At 39.5% G+C, this 22,730-nt stretch carries 21 protein-coding genes; 18 read left to right on the top strand and 3 right to left on the bottom strand.

The features are described from left to right. Window positions 1-62: 62 nt before the first annotated feature. Together AC2SLP_RS10190 and AC2SLP_RS10195 are read right to left on the bottom strand one after the other, a co-directional pair. Window positions 63-1,043: a metal ABC transporter ATP-binding protein gene (locus tag AC2SLP_RS10190; RefSeq protein ID WP_486536561.1), complete on the bottom strand. Its 981-nt coding sequence runs from the start codon at window positions 1,041-1,043 to the stop codon at window positions 63-65. Window positions 1,044-1,046: 3 nt separating this feature from the next. Continuing rightward, entirely contained in the window at window positions 1,047-1,685 is a 639-nt protein-coding gene (locus AC2SLP_RS10195) for a Fur family transcriptional regulator (protein ID WP_486536562.1), read from the bottom strand. Window positions 1,686-1,922: 237 nt separating this feature from the next. Between AC2SLP_RS10195 and AC2SLP_RS10200 the strand changes: the two genes are divergently transcribed. The 12 genes from AC2SLP_RS10200 to AC2SLP_RS10255 all read left to right on the top strand — a co-directional run bounded on the left by AC2SLP_RS10200 (window position 1,923) and on the right by AC2SLP_RS10255 (window position 14,788). Beyond that, window positions 1,923-3,071, top strand: coding sequence for a metal ABC transporter solute-binding protein, Zn/Mn family (locus AC2SLP_RS10200; protein WP_486536563.1), 1,149 nt, complete (start codon window positions 1,923-1,925; stop codon window positions 3,069-3,071). A 246-nt stretch (window positions 3,072-3,317) separates the two neighbouring features. Next, window positions 3,318-3,767, top strand: a complete 450-nt coding sequence (locus AC2SLP_RS10205) for an ATP synthase subunit I (RefSeq protein ID WP_486536564.1) — start codon at window positions 3,318-3,320, stop codon at window positions 3,765-3,767. 377 nt (window positions 3,768-4,144) lie between these two features. Next, on the top strand, window positions 4,145-5,011 hold the full coding sequence (gene atpB / locus AC2SLP_RS10210; protein ID WP_486536565.1) for a F0F1 ATP synthase subunit A: 867 nt from the start codon (window positions 4,145-4,147) through the stop codon (window positions 5,009-5,011). 37 nt (window positions 5,012-5,048) lie between these two features. Further along, entirely contained in the window at window positions 5,049-5,294 is a 246-nt protein-coding gene (atpE, locus tag AC2SLP_RS10215) for a F0F1 ATP synthase subunit C (RefSeq protein WP_007394515.1), read from the top strand. A 105-nt stretch (window positions 5,295-5,399) separates the two neighbouring features. Then, entirely contained in the window at window positions 5,400-5,870 is a 471-nt protein-coding gene (locus AC2SLP_RS10220) for a F0F1 ATP synthase subunit B (RefSeq protein WP_486536566.1), read from the top strand. 295 nt (window positions 5,871-6,165) lie between these two features. Further along, window positions 6,166-6,744 (top strand): F0F1 ATP synthase subunit delta, encoded by a 579-nt coding sequence (locus tag AC2SLP_RS10225; RefSeq protein ID WP_486536567.1) that lies wholly within the window; start codon window positions 6,166-6,168, stop codon window positions 6,742-6,744. Between the two features lie 164 nt (window positions 6,745-6,908). Continuing rightward, the gene (gene atpA, locus AC2SLP_RS10230; RefSeq protein ID WP_486536568.1) at window positions 6,909-8,453 is read left to right on the top strand and encodes a F0F1 ATP synthase subunit alpha; all 1,545 of its coding nucleotides are present in this window, start codon (window positions 6,909-6,911) and stop codon (window positions 8,451-8,453) included. 87 nt (window positions 8,454-8,540) lie between these two features. Then, window positions 8,541-9,419 (top strand): F0F1 ATP synthase subunit gamma, encoded by an 879-nt coding sequence (atpG, locus tag AC2SLP_RS10235; protein WP_486536569.1) that lies wholly within the window; start codon window positions 8,541-8,543, stop codon window positions 9,417-9,419. A gap of 66 nt (window positions 9,420-9,485) precedes the next feature. After that, complete coding sequence (atpD, locus tag AC2SLP_RS10240; protein ID WP_486536570.1) at window positions 9,486-10,919, top strand: F0F1 ATP synthase subunit beta; 1,434 nt, start codon at window positions 9,486-9,488, stop codon at window positions 10,917-10,919. A 183-nt stretch (window positions 10,920-11,102) separates the two neighbouring features. After that, window positions 11,103-11,519 carry a F0F1 ATP synthase subunit epsilon gene (locus tag AC2SLP_RS10245; protein WP_486536571.1) on the top strand — a complete coding sequence of 139 codons (417 nt, stop codon included), beginning with the start codon at window positions 11,103-11,105 and terminating at the stop codon, window positions 11,517-11,519. A 493-nt stretch (window positions 11,520-12,012) separates the two neighbouring features. Beyond that, window positions 12,013-12,729 (top strand): response regulator, encoded by a 717-nt coding sequence (locus AC2SLP_RS10250; protein ID WP_486536572.1) that lies wholly within the window; start codon window positions 12,013-12,015, stop codon window positions 12,727-12,729. A gap of 367 nt (window positions 12,730-13,096) precedes the next feature. Next, window positions 13,097-14,788, top strand: coding sequence for an ATP-binding protein (locus AC2SLP_RS10255; RefSeq protein ID WP_486536573.1), 1,692 nt, complete (start codon window positions 13,097-13,099; stop codon window positions 14,786-14,788). A gap of 185 nt (window positions 14,789-14,973) precedes the next feature. On the opposite strand, the gene AC2SLP_RS10260 is transcribed toward AC2SLP_RS10255, so the two are convergent. After that, complete coding sequence (locus AC2SLP_RS10260) at window positions 14,974-16,407, bottom strand: ATP-binding protein (RefSeq protein WP_486536574.1); 1,434 nt, start codon at window positions 16,405-16,407, stop codon at window positions 14,974-14,976. Between the two features lie 120 nt (window positions 16,408-16,527). Between AC2SLP_RS10260 and rpsP the strand changes: the two genes are divergently transcribed. The 6 genes from rpsP (at window position 16,528) to AC2SLP_RS10290 (ending at window position 22,699) form a co-directional block, all read left to right on the top strand. Further along, window positions 16,528-16,791: a 30S ribosomal protein S16 gene (rpsP, locus tag AC2SLP_RS10265; protein WP_486536575.1), complete on the top strand. Its 264-nt coding sequence runs from the start codon at window positions 16,528-16,530 to the stop codon at window positions 16,789-16,791. 117 nt (window positions 16,792-16,908) lie between these two features. Continuing rightward, window positions 16,909-17,439, top strand: a complete 531-nt coding sequence (gene rimM / locus AC2SLP_RS10270) for a ribosome maturation factor RimM (RefSeq protein WP_486536576.1) — start codon at window positions 16,909-16,911, stop codon at window positions 17,437-17,439. Between the two features lie 121 nt (window positions 17,440-17,560). Continuing rightward, window positions 17,561-18,340: a tRNA (guanosine(37)-N1)-methyltransferase TrmD gene (gene trmD / locus AC2SLP_RS10275; protein ID WP_486536577.1), complete on the top strand. Its 780-nt coding sequence runs from the start codon at window positions 17,561-17,563 to the stop codon at window positions 18,338-18,340. Between the two features lie 192 nt (window positions 18,341-18,532). Continuing rightward, window positions 18,533-18,958 carry a 50S ribosomal protein L19 gene (gene rplS / locus AC2SLP_RS10280; RefSeq protein WP_486536578.1) on the top strand — a complete coding sequence of 142 codons (426 nt, stop codon included), beginning with the start codon at window positions 18,533-18,535 and terminating at the stop codon, window positions 18,956-18,958. Between the two features lie 331 nt (window positions 18,959-19,289). After that, a complete protein-coding gene (gene uvrC / locus AC2SLP_RS10285) occupies window positions 19,290-21,176 on the top strand; it encodes an excinuclease ABC subunit UvrC (RefSeq protein WP_486536579.1) in 1,887 nt (628 codons plus the stop codon). A gap of 308 nt (window positions 21,177-21,484) precedes the next feature. Then, a complete protein-coding gene (locus AC2SLP_RS10290) occupies window positions 21,485-22,699 on the top strand; it encodes an IS256 family transposase (RefSeq protein ID WP_486535535.1) in 1,215 nt (404 codons plus the stop codon). The last annotated feature ends 31 nt before the right edge of the window (window positions 22,700-22,730 follow it).

A 22,730-nucleotide genomic window follows, 5' to 3' on the forward strand; every position in this document is an offset into this window, starting at 1 on the left:
TAAAGAGCTCTGTTTATAAACTATGAAGAAACTGTGCTAAAAAACTGTATTAAGAATCTAAGTTAAGAGGTATGTGTAGACTCACTGGGCTCTAAATGATGGCATTCATGAGGTTTATGAATATAAGGCTGTTCGTATTGATGACCAAACAGCTTTTTGAACTCATTTGATACCCCTAAGTCGCTGGGTTGACCTTCACAACAAATATGCTTGTTCAAACAAATCACCCGTCTACTGCCTCGCATGACCCAATGTAAATCGTGCGACACCACAACCATGGCACAATGTAAAAAAGGTGGCAGATCATCGATAAATTCATACAACCATCGCTCACTTTCAGGATCTAGGCCCTGCATGGGTTCATCTAAAATTAATAAATTGGGTTTGGTCATTAACGAACGCGCCAACAATACCCGCTGAGTCTCTCCCCCTGACAAATGGATAACCTGTTTTTTTAATAAAGGCTCAATTGACAAACGATCATACAAGAAATTTTGCTCATGTGTGCTTAGTCTTTTGCTTGTTTGATGCAAAAGATCTTGTACACGAAGTGGCAAAATAGCGGGCACGTTAAATTTCTGAGGTACATAACCAAGGTTAAGATTAGGATGACGTTTAAGCTGGCCCGAAGTTGGTTTAATTAGGCCCAAAATTAGCTTCATCAGTGTCGATTTACCTGCACCATTTGGCCCAATGACGCTTATTTTTTCATGTGGAATAATTTCTAGATTAATATTATTTAATAAGACCGTGGGCGGGGTTAATGCTAACGGCTTTGATACTGATTTAGCCGAGCGTGCGCCTTTTAACCAACCGCTAAGTTTCTTTGCCCCTGAGGCGTTAGTCGCTTGAGAGCCATCAGATGCTGGAGAGGCAAGATTAGCAGAAGAGGGTTTAAATGGTTTTGACCCCTGCCTATCAACTTCAAATCCTATGTCACACAGGGTTAATAAGGGGTCAAGATTGTGAATAGACGCTTGATGGTCAGACGCAGCGTTAGACACAACTGAAGTTGAGGAGGTGGGCTTAGAAGCAGTTGACATCAGTTAAGTCCCCTTCTGATCAGCAAAATGACCATCAATCTGATCAACATTCTCAACACCAAGCTGATCAGTAAGCTCTGTTGCAGACACAGCATTTGCGCAGGTTTGACACAGTCCTTTTAGTTCCATAATACTTTGCTCTACGCTAAACCCCACTTCTTCTTTGACATAACTTACTATGTTTTGAACCGGCATACCACTGAACTCTTGAACGCGTTTGCAGTCTTTACACATTAAAAACACCGCATTGTGTTCATTACGGGGATGACAACAGGGTACATACGCATTAATTGAGGTTAATTGATGAATAAAACCGATTTCTAATAGAAATTCTAACGTTCGGTAGATGGTAGGGGGTGCGACCAGCTTCGCTTTTTCGCCGGCTTGTTGTGCTCTACTATCTTGCAAACTTTGGATCAAATCATAGGCGCCCAGAGGTTTGTCTGATTTTAATATTAACTGATACACAGCACGTCTTAAAGGGGTAAACCTGGCACCTTCATCAGCACATAATTGTTCTGCGGTTTGAATACGACGTGCAATATCATCGGAGGTTAATGCATGAACATCATGGGCATGCGGAGTGCTCTTGCCGTGTAAAGCTGAGTGACAATCATCAGTATGGTTATCTAATATAGACATTACGGGCCTTAATATAGGGTTTAAATATTTGGATTTTGAAAATCCGGTATTTGAATGATGTTGGTTTTTAAAGATACAACATTCTGAAAAAACTACTTAACTGTTTTAATGTTATAGTATAACATATCAAATTCAAGTTTATCATCAGAGTATGCGAAACCAGTTATTAGAAATCATTTATAAAGTGGTAGAAAATTAAATCGCTGAATTATTAATTTAAACAAAGTAGAGTACCTTATGCAGATTACTATATCGACGACTATACCGACGACTCAACACACACCCTATCCGCCACGTATTACGCACAAAATATCTATACTCTGGACGACTTTAGCTGTGTCATGCCTATCGCTCGTTCTAACTGCTCCAGCAATTGCGGCAACGCAGTCAGCTGAAGACTCAGATCATCATGAACACTCGCTTCATCATGAGCATACAGAAAACCATGAGCATACAGAAGAGCATAATCATACAGACCATCTATATGAACAGCATCATGGGCAAAGTAAACTTAACAGTCAAAAGGTCAAAGGGTATGGTCATGTCTCAAAACTGGACCTTAGCAAAGTAGCTGACGTACCTGAGCACATACGTAATAAAACCCAAATTGCGATAAGTAACTACCCGTTATTTCTAATTAGTGAAGCGGTGACTCAAGGCGCACCCTCAGGTAAACTGTTGTTAAACGCTGGAAGTGTAGGGCATCATGGCAGCTTAAGTCCTACTGGATTTAAAACGGTAAAAGACAGTCGCTATGTAGTGTGGTTCGGTGAAGCGCTTGAATCAAATTTAGTTAAACCACTGTCCAAAAGCAATAATACCATCAGTTTATTTAAGCTAAACGCTTTTAATCGGTTGCCACTGCGTGATGTACAAGGTCAAAAAATAGAGGGCACGATGGATCCCCATATCTGGTTAGATCCTGAGAATGCAAAAGCGATTGCACGCGCATTAGGGGCTATCTATAGTCGCGCTAATCCGCAATATAAAGAAACCTATTTACAAAATGTACAAAAGTTTTCAAGTGATATGAATGCCGCAGTGGCTAAAGTAAAATCCAATGGCATAAAGCAAAAGCCTTACTGGGCTTATCACGATGCCTATGGCTACATAGAGCCCACTTTGAACCTCAAGATGATAGGCGCTTTAACAGCTGACCATCATTTGTCGCCCAAAGCAGGACAATACCATTGGCTCAAGCAAAATAAACCTCATGAGAAAATGTGCATGATTTTACAGTCTTCTAATAATGATGGCGCGCTCGCAAAACTAGGACCTGTGGTAAGTACCGTACAGCAAGAAGATATGAGCGACGCCACTGATTTTGTATCAGGTTGGCTTAACTTAGGTAAAGATATCAATGCGTGTATAAATCAAAGTGGCTAATTCAAAGTGGCTAATTCAAAGTGGCTATGCTGCAATTGAGTTGCAGTCGAGCCTTAGAACAAACCTTAAATAAGTCTTTGACAGGCCTTCAAAGCAGCCCTAGAAGTAGTGCCGGATAAAATACTGTCTCATTTTCTATCATTTACATAGATACTCATAAAAATTATTCAGTAAAGGTTGTTTTTTTTCTTGCTTTACTATAAAGCCATCACTATAATAGTCGGCGATTTATATTGTAGAAATGCCATGCCATCTCATTCAAAAACGCCATTACGTGCGTCTGAAAGAATACAACAACAACGACTTAAGTTACGACGACAATCTAAGATAAGAACCAGTGTTCTTATCTTAATTATAATAGTAGCCAGTTTAATCGATATCTTATTCTATCGGAGTGACGCGGCAAACACTATAAATACTGGGTTTATAGTTACCAAAAGTGTTGCTTTAGGCGCATTAATTAATTGGGTAGCCCTAACCGTGTTTATTTGGTTTGTATTCAGATACACGGGTGCTAAATCAAAACACAATATAGTCGGGCAGTTATACCTTGGGCAGATCATAAAGTGGGTCATAATACTGATAGGATTTGGTGTGGTATTTATGACTGTTAAGTCGTTAATGCCTGCGATGGTAATAGCTGGTTTCCTAGTAATGCAGTTTGCACACTTTGTAGCCTTATGGAAATTTGCTTAACGAACGCCTGATAAGGTTTATAGTAACCGCTTTATATTATAATAATTATAGTTTTTAGTAGTTTATACGTTTTGCTTATATCAAATTTCACAGTAATGAACACTATAATAGTTGTTAATTTGGTGCAGAATTAGTGTATGATGAGAACATATTTTATAAGCGCTTTTAAAGCTATTCAGCATTTTTAAAACAAGCGTTAATTAAGACAGTTCACATCTTAAATCTATATATATACTATTAGATTATTGTACAAAGCACTTAATATCTAAACAAATAAATGTTCATTTAAATATAAAATTTAATTAGCCAAAAGTTTTTATAAATATTTTTTGCTAATTAAATTATTGGTTAACACACTCTGATAAGAAGCTAAGATTATGGCATCTGAAATAACCTCGACTGATTATATCGCTCACCATTTGACCAATTGGACATTTGGCTATTTACCTGGCGAAGGTTGGAAAGTTGCTCATACCGCTCAAGAAGCTGGTGAGATGGGCTTTATGGCCATCCATCTAGACTCAATGCTTTGGTCAATCGGTTTGGGTATTCTGTTCTGTGCGCTATTTTGGTTTGTTGCAAAAAAAGCAACCTCAGGCGTACCAGGTAAATTACAATCATCGATTGAAATGATTGTTGAATTTGTAGATACAAATGTTCGTGATTCTTACAGTGGCACATCAAAATTAATCGCACCATTAGCGCTAACTATATTTGTATGGATTTTCTTGATGAACCTGATGGATTTAATACCCATCGATTATATACCAGTATTGGCGCAAAAAATTGGCGCTGCTATGGGATATGATCCACATCATGTATACTTTAAGATTGTGCCAACTACTGATCCTAACATTACATTAGGTATGTCATTTTCAGTATTTGCGTTAATTATATATTACAGCATTAAAGAAAAAGGCATTGGCGGCTTTGTAGGGGAGCTAACGCTTCATCCCTTCAGTGCTAAGAACCCAATTGCAAAAATTATTTTAATCCCAATCAACTTCATCTTAGAATTTGTAACCTTAATTGCTAAACCAATTTCACTTGGCCTACGTTTATTCGGTAACATGTATGCAGGTGAGTTGATTTTTGTATTGATTGCCTTAATGCCATTCTGGATTCAATGGGCATTATCAGTACCTTGGGCTATTTTCCACATATTAATTATTACTCTTCAGGCGTTCGTATTTATGATGCTAACGATAGTTTACCTATCACTTGCTTCACAAACCGAACATTAATTAAAGTTTTTTTTCTAAAGTAAATGAGGATACATCAATGGATCCAGTATTAGGTGGTTACACAGTTATCGCAGTTGCATTACTAATCGGTTTTGGTGCTTTAGGCACTGGTATTGGTTTTGCTATCTTAGGTGGTAAGTTTTTAGAAGGCGTAGCACGTCAGCCTGAGCTTGGCTCACAGTTACAAACTCGTATGTTCATTGTCGCTGGCCTACTAGATGCGGTACCAATGATCGGTGTTGGTATTGCGATGTTACTATTATTCGCTAACCCTCTAGCTTAATTTAAACATCAGTGGCCCCTGTTGATCATTCGCAAGTATTTGGGATGATTTATCAGATAGCGAATGGTCAATAATACTGATTTTTATTAATAAAGAGGTGATCGTGTGAATATTAATCTTACCCTTATCGGTCAGTCTATAGCGTTTGCAATATTTGTATTATTTTGCATGAAGTTCATTTGGCCTGCACTTATGGGTGCAATCGAAGAACGCCAACAGAAGATTTCTGAAGGTCTTAATGCAGCTGAAAAAGCAAAAGCTGATTTAGCGAATGCTGAGCAATCAGTTGAGCAAGAGCTAGCTACTGCTAAAGTTAAAGCAGCTGCATTAATCGAGCAAGCAAATAAAAGCGCTAACCAGCTTATCGAAGAAGCAAAAGCACAAGCAGAAGTTGAAGGTGAACGTATCCGTCAACAGGCTCGTGAATCTATCGATCTTGAAATTAATCAAGCTCGTGAAGGTTTACGCAGTCAAGTTTCAGAGCTTGCAGTACTGGGCGCTGAACAGATTCTAAAAGAAAAAGTTGATGCACAGCAGCACGCTAGAATGCTAGAAGATTTAGCAGCTAAGCTATAGCATTTCATCAATTTAGACATTGAAGCGTTATAATTTTTTAGACGTATTAATTAAAGTTAGACGTATTAATTGAAGTTAAATGGTATCAATTAATAACTATCTGTTTATTAGTTCAAACGATTCCTTAAGTTGTATGCTAAAGGGATTAATGAATAGATAAGTTCTATAAACTGTCTAAAACAGATTAACAGCTAAATTAATTGATTGGGAATTAGGTTATAACTTTGTCTACTACTGACTTTATACAAGTTCGTTTTAATACAGTTTTTATAAACTATATGGCTAAGAGGACATAATGGCTGAATTATCTACACTAGCGCGACCCTACGCCAAAGCTGCATTTGATTATGCACGTGACAATACTGTCATTGGTGAATGGGAAGATTTCCTTCAGTTCGCAAGTAGCGTGGTTGGTGATTCTACTTTTGTAAAAATGCTTGATAATCCTGCCATTTCTTCTGATCAAAAAGCAGATGCATTAGTAGGCATCTATGATGATCATGTTTCATCAAATTTAGATCAATCGGCTAATAAGTTGACTACAGCCACAGCAGAAATTAAAAACTTTGTGCGTCAGCTTGCGGATCAAGAGCGTTTGCGCTTATTACCTCAGGTATTACAGCAATTTCGTTTGTATCGTGCCAAGGAGCTTAAACAAGTCGATGTACACATTACATCTGCCTATCCTTTAGAGGATGCTCAGCGCACTATGATTCAGCGCCAATTAGAACAATCTCTTTTTGCCTCTATTAATCTCCATGAAGATGTAGATCCCAGATTGTTAGCGGGAGCTACCATTAAAATCGGCGATAAGCTTGTTGATGATTCGGTGCGTGGAAAATTAAAACAGCTAAAAACACAGTTAACTGCTTAACGTAAACTTAGTAATACAAGATGAATTTATTTCAATTCTCATTTAGTACGAATAAGTGAATTCTCAATTAAAGCTTACATACATTTCTTATATTTTTATAAAAAGTTGTTAAGCTAAAAAATTCGGCGAGTAAGCAGGCAATCACAAATTAAAGGAACAAGGCAATGCAACAATTGAATCCAGCAGAAATCAGTCAACTGATTAAGCAGCGAATTCAAGACCTTGATACAAGCGCAACCGCTAAGAATGAAGGCACTATTGTCAAAGTATCTGATGGTATTGTACAGATTCATGGTCTTGAAGATGCAATGTACGGTGAGATGATTGAGTTTGAGGGTGATGTCTATGGTATGGCATTAAACCTTGAACAAGACTCCGTAGGCGCAGTTGTATTAGGTGATTTCTTAGGTCTACAAGAAGGCCAAAAAGCTTACTGTACAGGTCGTATTTTAGAAGTGCCAGTAGGCCCAGAGCTATTAGGACGTGTTGTTGATGCACTAGGCAACCCAATCGATGGTAAAGGTCCTATCAACGCTCAGCTAACAGATAAAGTTGAAAAGATTGCACCAGGCGTTATCGCTCGTCAATCTGTTGATGAGCCAGTTATGACAGGTTATAAAGCTGTTGATACCATGATTCCTATTGGACGTGGTCAACGTGAGCTCATTATTGGTGACCGTCAAACTGGTAAAACTGCTTTAGCTATTGACGCGATCATCGCTCAAAAAACCTCAGGCATTAAGTGTGTATACGTCGCTATCGGTCAGAAACGTTCTACCATTGCCAATGTGGTACGTAAACTTGAAGAAACTGGCGCCTTAGAATACACCACAGTTGTTGTGGCATCAGCTTCTGAACCTGCTGCGTTACAATATATCGCACCATATTCTGGTTGTACGATGGGTGAATACTTCCGTGATCGCGGTGAAGATGCACTAATTGTATATGATGACTTATCAAAACAAGCAGTAGCTTATCGTCAGATTTCACTACTACTACGTCGTCCACCAGGACGTGAAGCTTATCCTGGTGATGTATTCTATCTTCATTCACGTCTACTAGAACGTGCATCACGTGTAAACGCTGATTATGTTGAAGAGTTCACCAATGGTGAAGTAAAAGGTCAAACAGGTTCTTTAACTGCACTACCGATTATTGAAACACAAGCAGGTGACGTATCTGCCTTCGTACCTACTAACGTCATTTCTATTACTGATGGTCAGATATTCTTAGAATCTAGCTTATTTAACTCAGGTATCCGTCCTGCGGTTAACGCTGGTATATCAGTTTCTCGTGTTGGTGGTTCTGCTCAGACCAAGATTATCAAGAAGCTGTCAGGCGGTATTCGTACTGCGCTGGCTCAATATCGTGAACTTGCGGCATTTGCTCAGTTTGCCTCTGATCTTGATGATGCGACTAAGCAGCAGTTAGATCATGGTGAACGTGTTACTGAATTAATGAAGCAAAAACAGTATTCGCCTATGTCTATTGCTGAACAAGCCGCTGTAATTTATGCGTCTAACGAAGGCTACTTATCAGACATTCCTGTTGAAAAAATTGGGGATTGGGAAGAAGCTTATCTTCGCTATATGCATGACGAACATGCTGATCTTATGAAAGAGATCAATGAAACGGCAAACTACAACGATGATATCGCTGGCCGTTTGAAAGCTTCAGTTGAAACCTTCTTAAAAGATCATACTTATTAATTAGGTTTGGTTGCGATAAGATGGCTTATCGCAACTTTTAGAATGTAAGTGTAACTCTCATTTAAACCCCGCCGATTTGGAAATGCTATGGCAAGTTTAAAAGAAATTCGTGCTAAAGTGACGAGTATCAAAAGTACGCAGAAGATTACGCGTGCGATGCAAATGGTTGCAGCTAGTAAGATGCGCCGTGCGCAAGAGCGTATGGAAGTCGGTCGTCCTTATGCGGATAATATGCGCCGTGTAATCTCACATTTAGTGAATGCCTCATCAGACTATAAACATTCTTACATGACGAATCGACAGGTTAGTCGTATCGGTTATATTGTAGTAACCTCTGATCGCGGCCTCGCAGGAGGTTTAAACATCAACTTGTTTAAACAATTGACGACACATGTAAAAGAGTACCAAGATCAGTCTGTCGAGTCAGAATTTGCAGTCATAGGCTCTAAGGGTGTAAGTTTCTTTAAGAGCTTTGGTGGCAATGTAACGTCCGCTGTCACAGATTATGGTGATAATCCCACATTTGAGCAATTAAACGCTCCTGTGCAAGCGATGCTTGAGGATTACAGCCAAGGTCGCTTAGATCGTATTTTTGTGGTCTATAATAAATTTATTAATGCCATGACGCAGCAGCCTATTGTAAATCAGCTCGTTCCATTACCTGATGATGCAATTGATAAAGATTCAGGTATTCGTGCTGAGACCAATTGGGATTATATTTACGAGCCAGATGCTAAATCGTTGATTGATGGTTTACTTGACCGTTATATTGAATCTATTGTCTATCAGGCGGTTATGGAAAATATAGCATCAGAGCAATCTGCACGTATGGTTGCCATGAAAGCAGCTACAGATAACGCTGGCGATCTTATTAATGATTTACAGTTAGTATATAACAAGCTGCGTCAAGCAGCGATTACCCGAGAGATTTCGGAGATTGTCGGCGGAGCTGCTGCTGTTTCGTAATTAGTTAACTTTTTTTATAAAGCATATTTTATAAAGCCCATATTTTAGAAGTTCAAGGAGAACGCTATGAGTAGCGGTCATATAGTACAGATTATTGGCGCAGTAATTGACGTCGAATTTAACCGCACTGATGTACCTCAGGTATATGATGCGTTAGTTGTAGATGGTACCGAAACTACGTTAGAAGTTCAGCAGCAGTTGGGTGATGGTGTTGTTCGTACTATTGCAATGGGTTCTACTGAAGGTCTTAAAAGAGGCCTCCCCGTAACCAATACCGGCGCACCTATTACGGTTCCTGTTGGTGATGCAACACTAGGTCGTATTATGGACGTATTAGGTCGTCCGATTGATGAACAAGGTCCAGTTAATGCTGAAGACCATTGGTCAATTCACCGTCAAGCGCCATCGTACGATGCGCAAGCAAATAGCACCGATCTTCTAGAAACAGGTATCAAAGTAATTGACTTACTTTGTCCGTTTGCTAAAGGTGGTAAAGTTGGTTTATTCGGTGGTGCCGGTGTTGGTAAAACCGTTAACATGATGGAATTGATTAACAACATCGCACTTAAGCATTCTGGTTTATCAGTATTTGCTGGTGTCGGTGAGCGTACTCGTGAAGGTAACGACTTCTATCATGAGATGCAAGAAGCAGGCGTTGTTGATGTAGAGAATTTTACTAATTCAAAAGTTGCGATGGTTTATGGTCAGATGAATGAGCCACCAGGTAACCGTTTACGCGTTGCTCTAACGGGTTTGACAATGGCTGAGTATTTCCGTGATCAGACTGATGAGACCGGCAAAGGTAAAGATGTATTATTATTTGTTGATAACATCTATCGTTATACGCTAGCTGGTACAGAAGTATCTGCACTTTTAGGTCGTATGCCATCTGCTGTTGGTTATCAGCCAACACTAGCAGAAGAGATGGGTGTTCTACAAGAACGTATTACATCAACTCAAACGGGTTCTATTACTTCTATCCAAGCCGTATATGTACCAGCCGATGACTTAACTGATCCATCACCAGCGACTACCTTCGCTCACTTGGATGCAACTGTTGTACTAAGCCGTGATATTGCCTCACAAGGTATTTATCCAGCGATTGATCCTCTTGATTCAACTTCTCGTCAGCTTGATCCGCAAGTGATCGGTGAAGAGCATTATAATGTTGCTCGTGGTGTTCAAGAAGTACTACAGCGCTATAAAGAGCTTAAAGATATTATCGCTATTCTAGGTATGGATGAGTTATCAGAAGAAGATAAGCTGGTCGTTTATCGTGCACGTAAGATTCAGCGCTTCTTGTCTCAGCCGTTCCATGTTGCAGAAGTATTCACTGGAGCGCCAGGCAAATACGTATCATTACGTGATACCATCGCAAGCTTCCGTGATATCTTAGATGGTAAGTACGACGACTTACCAGAGCAAGCGTTCTATATGGCTGGTGGAATTGATGAAGTGGTTGCCAAAGCTGAAGAGATGAAAGCTAAATCTGCTGCTTAATATCCTATACCTATAGCTCATTTATAAATTTAATAAGGTATGACACAATAAATTTATTGCGTCATACCTTCCAATAATTTTTTTTAAATAGATAAGAATGACTGGTTTTATTTACTTTAAAACTATACAATTCTCAAAACTATACTGAATTTGCAAGTTAACGAGTTAATGACGGAGAGTCGCATGGCAACTTTACAATGCCGAGTAGTAAGTGCTCGCGAAGAGATATTTGCTGGTGAAATCAATATGTTGATTGCGACAGGTAGTGAGGGTGAAGTTGGTATCTTAGCAGGTCATACGCCGCTTATAACGCTACTTAAGCCAGGCTCATTAAGAGTGCAATTAGCAGATGGTACAGAAGAAGTAATTTACGTTTCTGGTGGTGTTCTTGAAGCACAGCCTAAATTAGTCACTGTTTTGGCCGATACGGCATTACGAGCGCATGATTTAGATGAAGCTAAAATTATTGAGGCGCGTAAGAAAGCAGAACAAATGCTTGAGAATCAATCTGAAACGCTACAGACTAATGCTGCAATGGCTTCACTTGCGGAATCGGTTGCTCAGTTACAAACTATTAGAAAATATCGCAACCGTGCTTAACGATTTTGCTAGTCGTCTAGAATTGTAGCTAATATCTATGAGAGTTTATTTATATAAATATAAAAGCAGCCTTTAAAGGTTGCTTTTTTTATGAGCTAATTTTAAATGTACTGCAATCTGTTCATGATTTCTTTAATTTGCATATTCCTTCTTTAATTTGCGTATTTCACTGCAATTTAAATATACATTATAGAATATCAGATAACGTCGTAGCTTTAATATTACTATACGAAGTTTTAAAGACGGCTAGATTCAAAAACAACATCCATTTAAAGCAGTTTAATTTTGTTTTAGTTATATCAGACTTATATCCATGCTATTTAGTTATATACTTTTGTTTCAAGCATGATTATTATAGAGCTTAAGGATATTTATTGGTTATACTGTCATATAATCTATATAATAATTATTAAATAGTGTAGTTGATAATAAACAGTATTGTTGTGATAGAGGCAATCAAAGTACCTACTAAAATATGTTTTGAGGAATAATAATGTCTAATATTGATGAAGAACAAACCCCAAGAATTTTAATTGTAGAAGATGATGAGCGTTTAGCAATGCTAACGCAGGACTATTTAGTAAAAAATGGTATGGATGTCGCTATTGAAACCGATGGTAATCGTGCTATTCGACGAATCATTAATGAGCAACCTGATTTAGTTGTTTTAGATGTGATGCTACCAGGTAGTGACGGTTTGACAGTTTGCCGTGAAGTCCGTCCACACTATCATAGTCCTATTTTGATGCTTACTGCACGTACTGAAGATATGGATCAGGTATTAGGATTAGAGATGGGAGCCGATGATTATGTCGCAAAACCTGCTCAGCCACGTGTCCTACTTGCTCGTATACGTGCACTATTAAGACGTTCGGACAATGCCCCTTCTGAAGAAGTTCCTCAGCGATTAGAGTTTGGTGAGTTGGTCATTGATAATGGTGGACGCTCCGTAACCCTTAATGAAGAATTGGTCGACTTCACTAGTGCGGAATATGATCTGCTTTGGTTATTAGCTTCTAATGCGGGACGTATCTTATCACGTGAAGATATTTTTGAGCGTTTACGCGGTATTGAATATGACGGACAAGATCGTTCAATCGATGTTCGTATTTCTCGTATTCGTCCAAAAATTGGTGATGATCCTGAAAATCCAAAACGCATCAAAACGGTACGTAGTAAAGGCTATTTATTTGTCAAAGAAGGTAACTAGACGCCTACCTTATCTAATAACTTAAGGATGCGAATTAAAAGTTAATATAAAGGCTTTTAATTAAGTTACTTTCAATATATATTACTGTAAAACCAGCCTTAGGCTGGTTTTATCATTTCAACTGTCTTTGAAGTCTCGGTAGCAGTATATAATAGTGTTCAATGTAAAGACTATCTAGAATTTCAGATGATTCACTTGGGGAATAATCTAAAGTTCAATCAATAAATTAGTTAATTTGCTACATAAACTCAATAACAATCTACAATAGTTTATACGGCTTAACTTGCAATTTGGTATAAACTGAACAATCTTAAGATCCATTAGACCATCACGATCCATTAGACCATGACGTTCCATTAGACCATCTATGCCAATATTCTCGTCATTAAAACACAGTATTTTTCTACGTATATATGCTGGGTTATTACTGGTTTGTCTTTTTGTTGCTTTATTTGCTCAGCTTTTAGTAGACACCATTAATAAAGAACGCATCCAAGCTTACCGAGAGAACATGGCCACTGGTGCTATGTATTTGGTAAGCTCAGGCCTCAAACAGCAACCTAACGATGATCAACGTGAGGTATGGTTAAAAGACATTAGCCAACTTTTCGGAGACGATTTCAATATCCAGTCTGAAACAAGTATTGACTTTAAAGCCAGTGAATTAAAACGCTTGGAAGATGAAAAAACTGTACTACGATATAATATGCAGCCAGCGTATGCCGATGTTTTTCACCCTATTGAAGGTGAAGATAATGTTATCACGGTCCGTGTTACCAAGGTCACTCAGCAGCAAGTACGAGCCATGGCGGTTTTGTTATTAAATGATCTGTCTTACTTTGAAAGTATAGATGGCAAACGCCAACGCTTACGTGAAATGTCAGAACGCTTTGCTTTTCCGTTAAGTATAAAGCACGTTAATAATATGGACCTAGATGAGGATCAACTGCGCCGTTTGCACAGTGATGAAGTTATCATCTTATTCAAGGACAGTACGCTTTCAGATGACTCTTCGATTAAGATAATATCCCCCTCAGAAATTAAAGATATGGTCGTTGTCATCGGCCCAGTTGGTCTTTTCAAATGGTTTCCTTTTAATTTAATTATTAGTGTGGTACTGATCAGCATGTTTCTGATTAGTTTGGGTGTTTATGCGCTTATTTTCCCCCTTGAGCGTAAATTACAGCTGATACAGTCAGGGGTGAATGAAGTGGGTGATGGTAACCTTGATACGCGCGTTCAAGTAGTTGGACAGGATGAAATAGCTAAGCTTGCGGCAACTTTTAATACGATGACTGAGCACATAAAGCGGCTTATTGAATCGCAACGTGAGTTAACCCGTGCGGTATCACATGAATTAAGAACCCCAGTTGCTCGTATTCGCTTCGCTGTTGATATGCTAGCAGATACCGAAGATGAAGAGTCTCGTCATATGCAGCGCGATTATATTGATGAGGATATAGAGTCGCTAAATGGCTTAATTGATGAAATTCTAACCTATGCCAAGCTTGAGGAAGGCTCCCCTAAACTTGACCTTGAATCTATTGATCTAAAAGAATTAGTGGATCAGATCGTTCGGGAAACCAACGCTTTAGGCAAACCTATAGAAGTAGTAGGCCTATCATCGACCTCAAAATTTACTGCCGTAGCAGACCGCCGTTACTTACACCGCGTAGTCCAAAACCTTGCCGGTAATGCTTTAAGATATGCTGATTCTAAGATTATTATCAGTTGTGGTGTTCGTAAGGGTGAAGCGTATGTCAGAGTGGAAGATGATGGGCAGGGCATTCCTGAAGAAGATCGAGATAAGGTATTTGTCCCCTTTGCACGTTTGGACGACAGCCGTACCAGAGCGTCAGGGGGTTATGGCTTAGGACTATCTATTGTATCGCGTATTGCGTTCTGGTTTAACGGCACAATGTCAGTCGATGAAAGTCCGAAACTAGGCGGAGCGAGATTTACCATGCGGTGGCCGGTACGTCCATTGACTCAGACCATTTCAGCTGACCTGCTTACTCAAGAAAAAGGCGAGAAGAAACTAATTGAAGATGAAGATTAATTACTTAACTTATTCTAGTTATATCTTTATTGCAATCTTTAATGCTTACATTCTAATCAGCTAGCTAATTTTAATTAAAGTGTTGTTGATGCCGCAATACAGCTAAGCTATTTCAAAACAAAGCTATGTCAAAAAAGAAGGCTATGTTCAAAGTAGGCTGTGTTCAAAGTGATATGGAAAACGTACTATGTGTCAGCTGTTTTGTCTGACGAAAGGGCCTTTGAAACAAGGGGTAATCGAACACAAACTTGTAACCCTCCTTCGGGGTGGTTAATCGCTTCTACCGTGCCATGATGAAGCGCTGTGATTCGCTTCACTATCGCTAATCCCAGTCCACTACCCTGAGTTGTACGTGCTGTTTCACCGCGCTCAAAAGGCTGCATAATACGCTCTAAGTGTTCATGCGCCACGCCAGAACCACAATCGCGTACACAAATTATTAATTGCTCTGTTGCTTTTCGCACCATACCCGGGGTTGCTATAGATTCTTCATCATCATAATCAATCTCTGATGAGTTAAAGGTGGGCGTTACGGTTGCTGTCATGTAGATAGGCGGTTTGCCATACCGCTGCGCGTTAACCACTAGATTGATAATGAGACGTTTGATTGATAAAGGTCTTATAGCGACCTTGCGCAAACCATCAGTTTGATAGATAAATTCCATGGGGGAAAACTGAACCATAACTTCTTTAAAAATAGCATCTAGATCAGTGACGCGGACGGGCTCATCAGACCCATCTTTCATAAAAGAGATAAATTGCTCCAATATCGCATCCATATCTTCAATATCATAAATCAACCCTTCACGTAAAAATTCATCAGGCAACATTTCTGCGGTTAAGCGCATACGCGTCAGGGGGGTTCTCAAATCATGAGAGATACCTGCCAACATAATCGTACGCTCCTTTTGAGCCTGATTAAGGGTACTAAATAATCGATTAAAAGCCATATTTACTCGGCGTATTTCAGTCGTTCCTGTATTTGTTGGTAACGTTGTGGCGCTACCTAAACGGATGTAATTAGTGGCTGCCTGTTGGAGTTTTCGTAGGGGGCGATTTAGTTGTCTTACTAATAATAAGATAGTGAGTAAGGTAAATAAGGGGATACCTAAGATAAAAAATATTAGGGAGCTTGGGCTATATTGTGCATAAAAAATGACAGGTTCTCTTATCCAAAATTCTGGATGCTCAGTATCTTTTACCCAAAGCTGCGGCGTGGGTTTGAATTTGAAATAAACCACACTCTCATTGCCAATCTGCTCACTTATTTCTTGTTGAATAATATCTGTAAAAAATCCGGCCACCGCTTTATTAGACACATCTGGAAACTGGCTAGAATCTTCTACCACTGTGATATGGTTATTGGCTAAAATCCAATTCGTAACCTCTTGGTTGTCAGCCCAACGTTCACGGGTAGCACTAATGAGCTTAATTTCTGTTGATAGATAGCGCGCATGGTTCTTAAGCTCTGGAAGATATAAACTACGCCAAAAAAACCAAATGGAGACCACCACACTCAGGGTCACCATGAACATAACAGCTAGGGTGGTTTGCCACGTATTAGAGTAGGGTTTTAAACGTAGCTTCGAGAAAAAAGAGTGTTTAAAAGGGGAGTTCATTATTTAATCGCTTATCATATTTAAAGTGTTTACAATTAAACCCGTTAAAAGGTTTTCAAATAAAGAGTATTCTGATATAATTATGCCCTTTTTGGTATACCTACGTAAGAGAGAGACATTATGGTTGTAATTCGTTTAGCACGGGGCGGTGCCAAAAAACGCCCATTCTATCAAGTTGTTGTAGCAGATCAACGTCGTTCACGCGATGGCCGTTACATCGAAAACATTGGTTTTTACAACCCTTTAGCTAAAGGTCAAGAAGTTGAGCTTCGTTTAGATATGGAAGCATACAATGCTTGGATCGAAAAAGGCGCACAGCCTTCTGATCGTGTAAAATCATTAGCAAAAGGTTATAAGCCAGCTGTTGTTGATGAAACTGCTTAATTTACTGCGTTACTGATATGAGAGTATATCTTATCAACGCAAAATTTTAAGTAAATCTTTATTAGTTAGGCTGTTAAATAGCTAGCTATGATAGATTGCTGTCTGTGAGTATGCTTTATGACAACCCCCAATGCTGATAGTCTTATTAAAGTAGGACAGCTTAAAAAACCATACGGCATAAAAGGCTGGTTATGGGTTTTTAGTGACACCGAGAAGCGTGAGGAGATTTTTGAATACTCACCATGGTGGATGAAAACAGCCTTAGGTTTCAAACCTTTGACTGTTTCCCAGTGGCGCAAACAAGGTTCAGGTATTGTGGCTCAATTTGAGCAAGTCCCTGATCGTAATATTGCAGAAACCATGAATGGGGTTAGCATTTGGATTGATAAAGACAGTCTGCCCGATACTGATGAAGACGAGTACTATTGGTCTGATTTAGTCGGTTTGCGTGTTATAAATATGCAAGAAGAGTGTCTTGGTATTGTTAGAGAGCTGTTTGAAACGGGTGCGCATCCTATTCTAAAGGTGACACCTAGTCCTGATAGTATCGATGATGAACCGCGTATGATACCTTGGCATAAGCAAACGGTTGACGAGGTTGATTTAACGTCTGGATATATGGTTGTTGATTGGGAAAAAGATTTTTAATTTGATTTAATCTTTTAACCGATAATAATTCAGCTATATAATTAGGCAGTTTAACGACTCAGTTATATATATAGCGACTGAAATAAGTTTAAATGCTCAATTAACAAATGAGGGTGACGTTATGTATTTTGCAGTCATCACCATTATGCCTGAGATGTTTGCTGCAATTACTGAGTATGGCATTACAGGTAGAGCGGTTCAAAACAAGCAAGCAGTTATCGATTGTATTAATCCTAGGGATTTTACACTGGATAATTATCGCCGTATTGATGAGCGTCCTTTTGGGGGTGGTCCAGGTATGGTGATGAAAGCTGAGCCTTTAGCAAAAGCTATTGAATTTGCTAAGAGTAATGCAAGTCAGCATGGTTGTCTGGTTGATGCTCAACATTGCCCCGTTGTCTACCTATCGCCTCAGGGCGAAACCTTAGATGAATCGATGGTAGTGTCACTGCGTAAGTATGACGGCATGATATTGTTATGTGGTCGTTACGAAGGCATTGATGAGCGATTAATACAGCAGTATGTTGATTATGAAGTTTCTATAGGCGATTTTGTATTGACTGGCGGTGAGTTACCAGCGATGGTACTTATGGACAGCGTAATACGACGGTCACCCGATGTGATGGGTGATTCTCAATCAGCTGAACAAGATTCTTTTGTCGAAGGGTTGCTTGATTGCCCACATTATACTAAACCTCATGAATTTGAGGGAGCACGTGTACCTGATGTTTTACTTTCTGGGCATCACGCTAATATAGCGAAGTGGCGCTTTTTACAGCAGGTAGAACGTACTAAAGCTCGGCGTCCTGACTTATGGCAAAAATTTGAGCCGACTAAGGAACAAGCAAAAGTGTTAAAAAAACTTAATCCTAATAATAGCAACAAAGCGTATTTGGATTAAACAGTAATTTTTTTAAATACTTTTTATTTATATAGATAAAGTGATTATTGATACCTTGTCAGTAATACGTCATACCAGTTATTTTAATCTAATTCTGTTTCTCCATCTAATCTTATTGAAGATGATGGGGTAATTATTATAAACGGGTGGTAAGCGATTTAGCCTATGCCATCCCATGTGAGGAGCAATCTCATGAGTAATGCACATCCATTAGTACAAGCAGTTGAAAATTCGCAATATATTGAGCGTCCTGACTTCGCTGCTGGTGATACAGTTGTGGTACAAGTAAAAGTACGTGAAGGTGAGCGTGAGCGTCTACAGGCATTTGAAGGTGTGGTAATCGCAAAACGTAACCGTGGTTTAAACTCAGCGTTTACCGTTCGTAAAATTTCAAGTGGTATCGGTGTTGAGCGTGCTTTCCAGCTTCATTCTCCTATCATTGATAGTATTGAAGTGAAGCGTCGTGGTGCTGTTCGCCGTGCTAAATTGTACTACTTACGTGAGCGCTCTGGTAAATCAGCTCGTATCCGTGAAAAATTATCTGTGCGCCGTGAAGGTGTTCAGAGCAAAACGGATGCTGGCGTTCCAGATGCAGTAGAAACTGCTCCAGGTATCTAAATAGCAGACGCTAATCAGCTTTTTGATATTTAATAGTCTATATCGATTATATATGTCTTAAAGTTAGATAGATATCAAAAGGCCCTTAGCTCACTGAGTTAAGGGCTTTTTTAGTGTTTAATTTTAGAGTCTTAGTCTTAATAACAAGCTATAAAACATCTCTGTACTTAGTAGTCTATAATTATACTTTTAATAAATTAAGTGAGAAATAATATTATAACGCTTCTATATGCCAGCAACTTATATCAACAACTTATCACGGCAACTTGCAATACGAGCAAAATTACCCCATTAATAGAACTATAGTAATTTTTCAAATAAACGGTAATCTATGGATAATGATTCGACGACAATAGCTTCAGCAGCTTCATCAATCGCAGTAACCTCTACGCCTACATCAGATGTGGACAAAAAAGTCCGTCTCAAGCATCTAATTAAGCGTATGCCAAATTTGCCAGGCGTTTATAAAATGCTGGGTAAAAATGGAGATATTTTATATGTCGGCAAAGCAAAGTCTTTGAAAAGCCGTGTGAATAGCTATTTTGCAAAAACAATCGATCATCCCAAGACCCGTGCTTTAGTATCACGTATTCATAATATAGAAACTATTATTACCCGCAGTGAAACCGAAGCACTGCTGCTTGAACAAAACCTAATTAAAGAGCATCGACCACCTTATAACGTATTATTACGTGATGATAAGTCGTACTTGTATGTGTTTATATCAGCGGATAAGCCTTACCCGAGGTTGGCGTATGGACGCGGAAAAGCGAAGCATCAAAAAGGGAAGTTTTTTGGTCCTTTCCCATCAGCTCATGCTGCCAAGGAAACCTTGGTGCTTATGCAAAAAATGTTTCAAATGCGCCAGTGTACCAATACATTTTTTCGTCAACGCAAGCGCCCTTGTCTTGAATATCAGATTAAGCGCTGCCGAGCGCCTTGTGTAGGGCTGGTCTCACCTGAAGATTATGCCATTGATGTACAAAATACCATTCGCTTCTTGAAGGGTGAATCTGGTGACATTCATGATGCCCTAATCGATAAGATGGAAAACGCTGCAGAGTCTCTTAATTTTGAAAAAGCAGCATTTTATAGAGATCAGTTGTCCATGCTTCGTGAAGTGCAATCACGTCAAGCTGTCTATACTGTACAGGGCGAAGCGGATGTAATTTCTGTAGCAAGCCAAGCTGGGATGACGTGCGTCAATGTATTAACTGTAAGAGGCGGACGTGTATTGGGGGGTAAAAACTACTTTCCTGATGTGGATAGCTCTTCTCCCATTGATGAGAATCTATCTGCTTTTATTACCTCGTTTTACTTTCAGGTGACGGACGATTTGCCTGCTGAAATTATTGTTAGTCATAAACTACCTGACCAAGCTGCCGTGCAAGAAGCACTAACAATGCATTTTAATATTAAAACCACAATAAAGACCAATGTGCGTGAGCATCGAGCTGAATGGTTAGATCTTGCTAAACTCAACGCGAACAATGCATTAAAAACCAAGCTTGGTGATTATCTTGAGCTACATGCAAGATTTAATGCCCTACGTGACACGTTAAAACCTGTCACTGATAAGAATATTGATCGCATAGAGTGTTTTGATATCTCTCATACGATGGGAGAGGCCACTATTGCCAGCTGCGTGGTGTTCGATCAAGGCGGGGCTCGTAAGCGTGACTATCGGCAATACGCTATTCATGGCGTAACAGATGGCGATGATTACGCGGCTATGGCTCAAGCGTTGACTAGGCGCTATAAAAAACATCCTTTGCCCGACATATTGATTGTTGATGGGGGTAAGGGGCAGCTTAATATGGCGATTGGGGTTTTGACTGAGCTTGGTATTATTGATGACACGCTGCTCATAGGTGTCGCAAAAGGCGAGGGGCGTAAGGCGGGATTAGAAGTACTACATTTTGTGGATCATGAGCCACTAGATTTGCCGATGGATTCTAAAGCGCTGCATCTTATTATGAATATACGTGATGAAGCACATAGGTTTGCCATTACGGCCCATCGCAAAAAGCGTGATAAACGCCGTTCTTCGTCGGTACTCGAAGCCATACCAGGATTGGGAGAGAAGCGTAGACGTGATTTATTAAACCACTTCGGAGGGCTACAGCAGCTGCTAGGCGCATCGCAACAAGAGCTTGAAGGGGTTAATGGTATCGGTAAGGTCATGGCCAATACGATATACAAAGTCTTACATGAATAGGCTTTGATATGCCGTATCCTATTTTAATGTTTCAAGCTTAGTTATGATTCTTGTTTAAAATCAGAGACGCTTAAAGATAGAAGATACTTAGAAGATTGGATTTATAGGCGCTACCGCTCTATAGTCAAAGAACTTTAAAGTAGTCACAAGGCAACCGAGTGCAAGTACTACTAGGGTAGGCTTAACGAGGTTAACACCGTGACTCTTTATAAGTTCGCCGACTATAAACTTTCTATTTCCATTATGATATCGAGACTTTCCCAAACTTTGTGTAACTGCTTATAATCCATAGTAAAGGAGAATAAGCAATGACAAAACAAACAGAACTAAAAAAACTAGCCGAACAAATGGCCAAACACGTTGGCAGCTTTGAAGACATCAAAGCATTTCAAAAAGAGCTCATGCAGTCATTTATTGACACTGCATTAGAAGCCGAGATGGAAGAGCATCTAGGCTATCCTAAGCATGAAAAGGCGGATACCCCAAACAAGCGCAACGGTCACACCAAAAAGACAGTGCGCAGTGACACAGGTGAGATTGAAGTATCTACACCCAGAGACCGTGAAGGAAGCTTTGATCCTGTATTGGTTGCAAAGCATCAAACTCGTATCACTGGGCTCGATGATAAAATCATCATGTTTTACGCCAAAGGCCAGACAACCACTGAGATTGTTGAGAGTATCAAAGATATCTATGACGTTGATATCTCAACCAGTCTCGTATCAAGGGTTACTGACAACATCATAGATGACATCACAGCATGGCAGAATCGTCCACTAAGTAGCTTATATCCTATCGTATATTTAGACTGCATTGTCGTTAAAGTACGTCAAGACAAGCAAATCATTAATAAAGCCATCTATCTGGCCTTAGGCGTCAATCTTGAGGGCAAAAAGGAGCTACTGGGTATGTGGCTATCGGAGAATGAAGGCGCTAAGTTCTGGCTAGGTATTCTCACTGAACTACAAAACCGTGGGGTTCAAGATATTCTTATTGCCTGTGTGGATGGTTTAAAAGGCTTTAGCGAGGCAATTAATACGGTATATCCAAACACACAGGTTCAGCTATGTATTGTGCATATGGTACGTTACTCTATGAAGTTTGTACCATGGAAAGATAGAAAAAAAGTAGCGGCTGGTTTAAAGGCGGTTTATGGTGCTGATACGCTTGAGCTGGCAGAGGCTAGCCTTGAGCAGTTTAATGAGATCTGGGGCGATAAATACCCGCATGTGGTTACCTCTTGGCGCAATAATTGGGAGGGCTTAACCGTGTTCTTTGATTACCCGAAAGACATTAGAAAAGCCATTTATACGACCAATGCTATCGAGTCATTAAATAGCGTGATTCGTACCGCTGTGAATAAGCGTAAGATATTCCCATCTGATCAAGCGGCGTTAAAGGTTGTTTATCTAGCGACTCAGCAGGCGTCTAAAAAGTGGTCGATGCCCATCCGTAACTGGACGTCTGCTCTTAATCGATTTATGATTATGTTCGATGAGCGTGTTAGTAAGCATTTAATCTAAATTGCAGTTACACAGAATTCAGGATGGGCTC

This window comes from Psychrobacter sp. CX21 (genome assembly GCF_057396255.1).